Source organism: Mycobacterium sp., from assembly GCF_052143115.1.
Classification (GTDB): Bacteria; Actinomycetota; Actinomycetes; order Mycobacteriales; family Mycobacteriaceae; genus Mycobacterium.
Genome location: NZ_JBKQTQ010000004.1, coordinates 1 through 8,759, shown reverse-complemented (window position 1 = coordinate 8,759; position 8,759 = coordinate 1). Strand labels below are relative to the sequence as shown.

General features: G+C 67.1%; 6 protein-coding genes and 2 pseudogenes. All 8 read left to right on the top strand.

Annotated elements, in window-relative coordinates; genetic code table 11:
* Positions 1-176 (top strand): annotated as a pseudogene (locus tag ACLQI9_RS00220) (aspartate carbamoyltransferase); the annotation flags it as partial.
* Positions 173-1,465: a dihydroorotase gene (locus ACLQI9_RS00215; protein ID WP_442382441.1), complete on the top strand. Its 1,293-nt coding sequence runs from the start codon at positions 173-175 to the stop codon at positions 1,463-1,465. The pseudogene ACLQI9_RS00220 and the gene ACLQI9_RS00215, both read left to right, overlap by 4 nt.
* Positions 1,462-2,019: a PH-like domain-containing protein gene (locus ACLQI9_RS00210; RefSeq protein WP_442382440.1), complete on the top strand. Its 558-nt coding sequence runs from the start codon at positions 1,462-1,464 to the stop codon at positions 2,017-2,019. Before ACLQI9_RS00215 ends, ACLQI9_RS00210 begins: the two co-directional genes overlap by 4 nt.
* The gene (carA, locus tag ACLQI9_RS00205) at positions 2,016-3,158 is read left to right on the top strand and encodes a glutamine-hydrolyzing carbamoyl-phosphate synthase small subunit (protein ID WP_442390709.1); all 1,143 of its coding nucleotides are present in this window, start codon (positions 2,016-2,018) and stop codon (positions 3,156-3,158) included. Before ACLQI9_RS00210 ends, carA begins: the two co-directional genes overlap by 4 nt.
* Positions 3,158-6,526, top strand: a complete 3,369-nt coding sequence (gene carB, locus ACLQI9_RS00200) for a carbamoyl-phosphate synthase large subunit (RefSeq protein WP_442390706.1) — start codon at positions 3,158-3,160, stop codon at positions 6,524-6,526. The genes carA and carB overlap by 1 nt, the downstream gene beginning before the upstream one ends.
* Before the next feature lie 2 nt (positions 6,527-6,528).
* Positions 6,529-7,362, top strand: coding sequence for an orotidine-5'-phosphate decarboxylase (gene pyrF / locus ACLQI9_RS00195; RefSeq protein ID WP_442380799.1), 834 nt, complete (start codon positions 6,529-6,531; stop codon positions 7,360-7,362).
* Positions 7,363-8,216: 854 nt separating this feature from the next.
* Entirely contained in the window at positions 8,217-8,534 is a 318-nt protein-coding gene (gene mihF, locus ACLQI9_RS00190) for an integration host factor, actinobacterial type (protein WP_067333923.1), read from the top strand.
* Positions 8,535-8,553: 19 nt separating this feature from the next.
* Positions 8,554-8,759, top strand: a pseudogene (locus tag ACLQI9_RS00185) (guanylate kinase); the annotation flags it as partial.

Sequence of the window (8,759 nt, the reverse complement as noted above, 5' to 3'; positions counted from 1 at the left end):
CGGTGGTCCTGCATCCCGGCCCGATGCTGCGCGGCATGGAGATTTCCTCGTCGGTGGCTGACTCCACGCAATCAGCTGTGCTGCAACAGGTTTCCAATGGAGTTCACGTGCGGATGGCGGTGCTGTTCCATCTGCTGGTAGGGACAGAGTCAACCGACAAAGAGGTTGTGGCATGAGCGTGCTGCTCCGCGGGGTGCGCCCGTACGGTGAGGGCGACCGGCTCGACGTGTTAGTCGACGACGGTCAGATCGCCGCCATCGGTGCGGAGCTTCCGATTCCGGACGATGCAGATGTCATCGACGCCACCGGGCAGATCCTGCTGCCCGGTTTCGTCGATCTGCACACCCATCTGCGTGAGCCCGGCCGCGAATACGCCGAGGACATCGAAACCGGTTCGGCCGCTGCGGCTCTCGGCGGATTTACCGCGGTGTTCGCGATGGCCAACACCAACCCGGTCGCCGACAGCCCGGTGGTCACCGACCATGTCTGGCACCGCGGCCAGCAGGTCGGCCTGATCGACGTGCACCCAGTCGGCGCCGTCACCGTCGGGCTGGCCGGAACCGAACTCACCGAAATGGGCATGATGGCGGCCGGTGCCGCGCGGGTGCGGATGTTCTCCGACGACGGCAAGTGCGTGTACGACCCGCTGGTGATGCGACGCGCGCTGGAATACGCCACCGGCTTGGGTGTCCTGATCGCTCAGCATGCCGAAGAGCCCAGGCTCACGGTCGGCGCGGTCGCGCACGAAGGGCCCAACGCCGCCAGATTGGGACTGTCGGGCTGGCCGAGGGCCGCCGAAGAGTCCATCGTTGCCCGCGATGCGCTGCTGGCCCGTGACGCCGGCGCCCGGGTGCACATCTGCCACGCGTCCACCGCGGGCACCGTGGAGATCCTGAAATGGGCTAAGGATCAAGGTATTTCGATCACCGCCGAGGTTACGCCGCATCATCTTCTGCTCGACGACAGCCGACTGGCCAGCTACGACGGCGTGAACCGGGTCAACCCGCCACTGCGGGAAGCCGCCGACGCGGTGGCGCTGCGTCAAGCGTTGGCCGACGGGGTAATCGACTGTGTGGCCACTGATCACGCCCCGCAAGCCGAGCACGAGAAATGCGTCGAGTTCGCGGCCGCGCTGCCCGGGATGCTGGGACTACAGACCGCGCTGTCGGCGGTGGTGCAGGCCATGGTCGTCCCCGGTCTGCTGACCTGGCGTGACGTGGCGCGCGTGATGAGCGAGAACCCGGCGCGCATCGCCGGACTGCCCGACCACGGTCGGCCCCTGGAGATCGGCGAACCGGCCAACCTGACCGTGGTGGACCCCGACGCCACCTGGACGGTCGCCGGTCCGGAACTGGCCAGCCGTTCGGCCAACACACCGTATGAAGCGATGACGCTGCCCGCGACCGTGACCACAACGCTGCTGCGCGGCAAGATCACCGCCCGCGACGGGAAGAGTCCGGCATGAATTCCGGAACACTGGTCGCATCGCTGATCATGGCCGCGGTGCTGGCGGTGGTGATCGCGTTCGTCATCCAGCTGATGATGCGCGGCTGGCGAGCGCGGGCGCGGCGGCAGGCCGAGACGATCGGCACGCTGCCGCCGGTGCCGGAAACGTTCGGGTCGCCGATCGTCGCGCCCACTCGCGGCGTGTATGTCGGCTGCACGCTTGCGCCCGACTGGCACGACCGGGTCGCGGTCGGCGATCTGGGCTACCGCAGCAAGGCCGTGCTGACCCGCTACCCCGAGGGAATCATGGTGCAGCGCAGTGGGGCCAGCCCGATCTGGATTCCGCAGGAGTCGATCACGGCCATCCGCACCGAGCGCGGCATCGTCGGCAAAGTGGTTCCGCCCGGTCTGAATTCGCGCCGGGCGGCGCGGGACCGCGACGGGCAAGCGGCCGCGGCCGAGGGGATCCTGGCCATCCGTTGGCGGCTGCCGTCGGGCACCGAGATCGACCTCGGGTTTCGCGGTAACGATCGCAGCGAGTACGCCCGCTGGCTGCCGGAGAACACCCGATGAGCGCGGCAAAACACCCCAAGGACAAAGCGGTGTTGGTCCTCGAAGACGGCCGGACGTTCACCGGAACCGCGTTCGGCGCGGTCGGCGAGACGCTTGGCGAAGCGGTCTTTTCCACCGGGATGTCCGGCTATCAGGAGACCTTGACCGATCCCAGCTATCACCGCCAGATCGTGGTGGCCACCGCCCCGCAGATCGGCAATACCGGCTGGAACGGCGAGGACGCCGAAAGCCGCGGCGACAAGATCTGGGTCGCGGGCTACGCGGTGCGCGATCCCTCGCCACGAGCCTCGAACTGGCGGGCCACCGGAACGCTGGAGGACGAATTGGTCCGTCAGCACATCGTCGGAATCGCCGGCATCGACACCCGCGCGGTGGTGCGCCACCTGCGCAGCCGCGGCTCGATGAAAGCGGGCGTGTTCTCCGGTGCCGCGCTGGCCGACGCGCCAGAGCTGGTGGCGCGGGTCCGCGACCAACAGCCGATGCTGGGCGCCGATCTGGCCGGCCAAGTCAGCACCGCGGGCGAATATGTCGTCGAACCCCAAGGGCCGCACCGGTTCAGCGTGGCCGCAATCGATCTCGGGATCAAGACCAATACCCCGCGCAACTTCGCCCGACGCGGAGTCCGCAGCATAGTGCTGCCGTCGTCGGTGACGTTCGAGCAGATCGCCGAGTTCAAACCGGACGGCGTGTTCTTGTCCAACGGCCCAGGGGATCCGGCCACCGCCGACCACATCGTCGACGTGACTCGTGAGGTGCTGGGCGCCGGAATCCCGTTATTCGGAATCTGTTTCGGCAACCAGATCCTGGGCCGCGCGCTGGGCCTGTCCACCTACAAGATGGTGTTCGGTCACCGCGGTATCAACATTCCGGTGATGGATCACGCCACCGGTCGGGTTGCGGTGACCGCGCAGAATCACGGCTTCGCGCTGGAGGGAGAGGCCGGCCAGCGCTTTGACACGCCGTTCGGTCCAGCGGTGGTCAGTCACACCTGCGCCAACGACGGCGTCGTCGAAGGGGTCAAACTTGCTGAAGGGAAAGCATTTTCGGTGCAGTACCACCCGGAGGCCGCGGCGGGGCCGCACGACGCGGAATACCTGTTCGACCAGTTCGTCGACCTGATGGCAGGGGAGGGCCGCTAGTGCCGCGTCGCACCGACCTGCGCCATGTCCTGGTGATCGGCTCCGGGCCGATCGTTATCGGGCAGGCCTGCGAATTCGACTACTCGGGCACCCAGGCGTGCCGAGTGCTGCGTGCCGAAGGACTACAGGTCAGCCTGGTCAACTCGAATCCCGCCACCATCATGACCGACCCCGAATACGCCGATCACACCTACGTCGAACCGATCACCCCCGGCTTCGTCGAACGGGTCATCGCCCAGCAGGCCGAGCGGGGCAACAAGATCGATGCGCTGCTGGCCACCCTGGGCGGGCAGACCGCACTCAACACCGCGGTCGCGCTGTACGAGAGCGGGGTGCTGGAGCGTTACGGTGTCGAGCTCATCGGCGCCGACTTCGACGCCATCCAGCGCGGGGAGGACCGCCAGCGGTTCAAGGACATCGTCGCCAAGGTCGGCGGCGAATCGGCGCGTAGCCGTGTGTGTTTCACTCTTGCCGAGGTTCGCGAGACCGTCGGTGAGCTCGGCCTTCCGGTCGTGGTTCGGCCGTCGTTCACCATGGGTGGCCTGGGCTCGGGGCTGGCGCATAGCGCCGAGGAAGTCGACCGGATGGCCGGCGCGGGCTTGGCCGCCTCGCCGAGCGCCAATGTGCTGATCGAGGAATCGATCTACGGCTGGAAGGAATTCGAGCTCGAGCTGATGCGCGACGGCAAGGACAACGTGGTCGTGGTCTGCTCGATCGAGAATGTCGACCCGATGGGCGTGCATACCGGCGACTCGGTGACCGTGGCGCCGGCGATGACGCTGACCGACCGGGAATACCAGCGGATGCGGGATTTGGGCATCGCGATCCTGCGTGAGGTCGGCGTCGACACCGGTGGCTGCAACATCCAGTTCGCGGTCGACCCGAGTGATGGTCGGCTGATCGTCGTCGAGATGAACCCACGGGTGTCGCGGTCGAGCGCGCTGGCGTCCAAGGCGACCGGCTTCCCGATCGCCAAGATCGCCGCCAAGCTGGCCGTCGGCTACACCCTCGACGAGATCCTCAACGACATCACCAAGGAAACTCCGGCCTGCTTCGAGCCCACGCTGGACTATGTGGTGGTCAAGGCACCGCGATTCGCGTTCGAGAAATTCCCCGGCGCCGACCCGACGCTGACCACCACGATGAAATCGGTCGGCGAGGCAATGTCGTTGGGCCGCAACTTCGTCGAGGCGCTCGGCAAGGTGATGAGGTCGCTGGAGACCAGCCGGGCCGGGTTCTGGACTAAGCCGGATCCCCCAAAGGGCGCTGCCGACGTCGACGAGGTGCTGGAGCGGCTGCGCACGCCCACCGAGGGACGGCTCTACGACATCGAACTGGCGCTGCGGCTCGGCGCTTCGGTGGAGCAGGTTGCCGAGGCCTCTGCGGTGGACCCGTGGTTCGTCGCGCAGATTGCCGAACTCGTGGAGTTAAGCCGCGAGGTGTCCGACGCCGCGGTGCTCGACGCGGAGCAGCTGCGGCGGTGTAAGCACAGCGGCCTGTCGGACCGCCAGATCGCAGCGCTGCGACCGGAACTGGCCGGCGAGGATGGTGTGCGGTCGTTGCGGGCACGGCTCGGCATCCACCCGGTGTTCAAGACCGTGGACACCTGCGCCGCGGAGTTCGAGGCCAAGACGCCGTATCACTACAGCAGCTACGAGCTCGACCCGTCCGCCGAGACCGAGGTCGCGCCGCAGACCGAGCGGCCGAAGGTGCTGATCCTCGGCTCGGGACCCAACCGGATCGGCCAGGGCATCGAATTCGACTACAGCTGCGTGCATGCCGCAACGACGCTGTCGCAGGCCGGTTTCGAAACGGTGATGGTCAACTGCAACCCGGAAACGGTGTCCACCGATTACGACACCGCCGACCGGCTGTATTTCGAGCCGCTGACCTTCGAGGACGTCCTGGAAGTGTTCCACGCCGAAGAGCTATCCGCCAAAGGCGAAAACGGGGCTGGGCCGGGTGTGGTCGGTGTCATCGTGCAACTCGGCGGCCAGACGCCGCTGGGGCTGGCGCAGCGGCTCGCCGACGCGGGAGTCCCGATTGTCGGCACTCCGCCGGAGGCTATCGATCTGGCCGAGGACCGCGGCGCGTTCGGCGACCTGTTGTCGGCGGCCGGGCTGCCGGCCCCGCGATACGGCATGGCGACAACATTCGCGCAGGCCCGCCGGATCGCCGCCGAGATCGGCTATCCGGTGCTGGTGCGGCCGTCGTACGTGCTGGGCGGTCGGGGCATGGAAATCGTCTACGACGACGAGACGCTGCAGGGTTACATCGCCCGCGCCACCGAACTTTCACCCGAACATCCCGTGCTGGTCGATCGCTTTCTGGAGGATGCGATCGAGATCGACGTCGACGCGCTCTGCGACGGCGACGAGGTCTACATCGGCGGGATCATGGAGCACATCGAAGAGGCCGGCATCCACTCCGGCGACTCGGCGTGTGCGCTGCCCCCGGTAACCCTGGGCCGCAGCGACATCGAGAAGGTGCGTCGCGCAACCGAAGCGATCGCGCACGGCATCGGTGTGGTGGGCCTGCTCAACGTGCAGTACGCGCTGAAGGACGACGTGCTCTACGTACTGGAGGCCAATCCGCGTGCCAGCCGCACGGTGCCGTTCGTCTCGAAGGCCACCGCGATACCACTGGCCAAGGCCTGTGCTCGCATTATGTTGGGCGCCAAGATTTCTCAACTGCGCGGTGAGGGAATGCTGGCGGCCTCCGGCGACGGTGGCAGTGCGGCGCCGAACGCCCCGATCGCCGTCAAGGAGGCCGTGCTGCCGTTCCACCGGTTCCGCCGCGCCGACGGCTCGAGCATCGACTCGCTGCTGGGCCCGGAGATGAAATCGACCGGCGAGGTGATGGGGATCGACCGCGACTTCGGCAGTGCCTTTGCCAAAAGCCAGACCGCCGCCTACGGATCGCTGCCCGCCGAAGGGACCGTGTTCGTGTCGGTGGCCAACCGGGACAAGCGGTCACTGGTGTTCCCCGTCAAGCGGTTGGCCGACCTGGGCTTCCGGGTGCTCGCCACCGCGGGAACCGCGGAAATGTTGCGCCGCAACGGGATTCCGTGCGATGAGGTTCGTAAGCATTTCGAACCGGCGCAGCCGGGCCGGCCGGCGGGGTCTGCCATCGACGCCATCCGCGCCGGTGAGGTCGACATGGTGATCAACACGCCTTACGGCAACTCGGGGCCACGCATCGACGGCTACGAGATCCGTTCGGCGGCAGTAGAGATGAACATCCCCTGCGTGACGACCGTGCAGGGCGCCTCGGCGGCCGTTCAGGGCATCGAAGCCGGGATCCGCGGCGTCATCGGTGTGCGTTCGCTGCAGGAATTGCACAGCGCGCTGAACAACGGCGGCCACTGACGATGCCCGGATTCGGCGCCCGATTGGCCGACGCGGTATCGCGACGGGGGCCGCTCTGCCTGGGCATCGACCCGCATCCCGAGCTGCTGCGGGCATGGGAACTGCCCGTTAGCCCCGACGGCTTGGCGACCTTCTGCGACACCTGTGTGAAGGCCTATGCCGACTTCGCCGTCGTCAAACCTCAGGTCGCGTTCTTCGAGGCTTATGGTGCCGCGGGATATGCAGTGCTGGAGTGCACCATCGCCGCGCTGCGTGATGCCGGCGTGCTGGTGCTGGCCGATGCAAAGCGAGGCGACATCGGATCGACGATGGCGGCCTACGCGGTCGCCTGGGCGGGCGACTCGCCGCTGGCCGCCGACGCCGTAACAGCCTCGCCTTATTTGGGTTTCGGCTCGCTACGGCCGCTGCTGGAGACCGCGGCCGCTCACGACCGAGGGGTGTTCGTGCTGGCGGCAACCTCCAACCCGGAGGGCGCGACCGTGCAGCATGCCCGCTTCGGTGACCGCACGGTGGCCCAGCAGATCGTCGACCAGGCAGCTGTCATCAACCGGACCGGTCAGACGATAAATCCGGGAGAGCCCGGCTCGGTCGGCGTAGTCGTCGGAGCGACGGTCTTTCAGCCGCCCGACGTCGGCGCGCTCGGCGGACCGGTGCTGGTGCCCGGTGTCGGGGCGCAGGGCGGGCGACCTGAAGCGCTTGGCGCGCTATTCGGAGCTGCTCCCGGCCAGCTACTGCCGGCGGTGTCGCGCGAGGTGTTGCGGGCGGGTCCCGACGTCGCGGCTCTGCGAGCGGCCGGTGAGCATATGCGTGACGCGGTCGCCTACCTGGCCGGTTAATGCCGCCTTTTATGGCGCTGGCGGTTGGGATGCGTCCTGCGGCGGCAGTGTGCCTGCGCGAGCGCCTATGAGCGCGCCTCGAATACCCAGCCGCACGATGCGGAGAGGTGATCCGAGACCGGGCATACGGCCGGACCTACCTGTCGGAGCCGATGCGCCATTGCCTGCATGGCCACCTCCATGCCCGCCGCCGCGTGCCGTCGCCGGTGCGGCGTTGGCCGATGCGATTCCGGAAGTCAGCACCCCGCCCAGTCCGACCGCGAGCGCGAGCAAGCGCGTAGATACCGTGCGTTTGACGCTCATCACAACCACCCCCGGTAGCGCTCGCGATGCCGAAAGCGTATCGAGGCGGCGGAGTGGACGTCCAGAAACTACGCAGTGTAGTTCTCGCGTGCGTTGAGCTGGAACGGGCGGAAATCGGCGTTCGTCGAGCCGTTAACAATCCCGAAACGTTGCCGAACGCGTCCGCCGACCAGTGCCAAGCGTGTCGGGCGACACGCGCGACACGCCGCGACATGTGCAATCAGCGGAGTTTGTGTCTTCCGAGGCTGTGGTGACGGGCAAGGCGACCGGCGCCAGGCTGGCCGCCAGGTCGTCATGAGTCGCTAAAGTTGCTGGTAGACGCCATTTCTTCGATGCGAAGCCGTCCTAGCGCGGGACTGACGGCGCTCGGCATGACTTCGGCTTGAGGCCGCCTGATCGACCCCGCACGCTGGAACTTTGTGGCTTCAACCAGGGGGGCGGGTTAGATTTCGTCTGGCAGCGTGGGTACGGTCGTCTCCGCTGGCTGGACTACACCGGCTGAGACAAACAAAGATCGATAGCTGTCGATCAGTGATTGAGACGGAGGAATCGTGGCTCTTCCCCAGTTGACCGACGAGCAGCGCGCGGCCGCGTTGGAGAAGGCTGCCGCCGCACGTCGAGCGCGAGCCGAGCTCAAGGATCGGCTCAAGCGCGGCGGCACCAACCTCAAGCAGGTGCTGAAGGATGCCGAGACCAACGAGGTCTTGGGCAAGATGAAGGTTTCTGCGCTGCTGGAGGCGTTGCCGAAGGTTGGCAAGGTCAAGGCGCAGGAAATCATGACCGAGCTTGAAATCGCCCCGACCCGCCGCCTGCGTGGCCTCGGCGATCGTCAGCGCAAGGCACTGCTGGAAAAGTTCGACTTCTCCTAGGCACCCTCCAGGAGAGTCGGTGAGCGCCGACGGGGGACCGGACGGTGACCACGACGAACGTCTTGGGGCTAAGGCTGCAGGTCAAGCCGCAGGACGCTTGGTGGTGCTGTCCGGTCCATCCGCGGTAGGAAAGTCGACGTTGGTCCGCTGCCTGCGGGAGCGGATTCCCGAGCTGCACTTCAGCGTTTCGGCGACCACTCGAGCGCCGCGCCCGGGTGAAGTCGA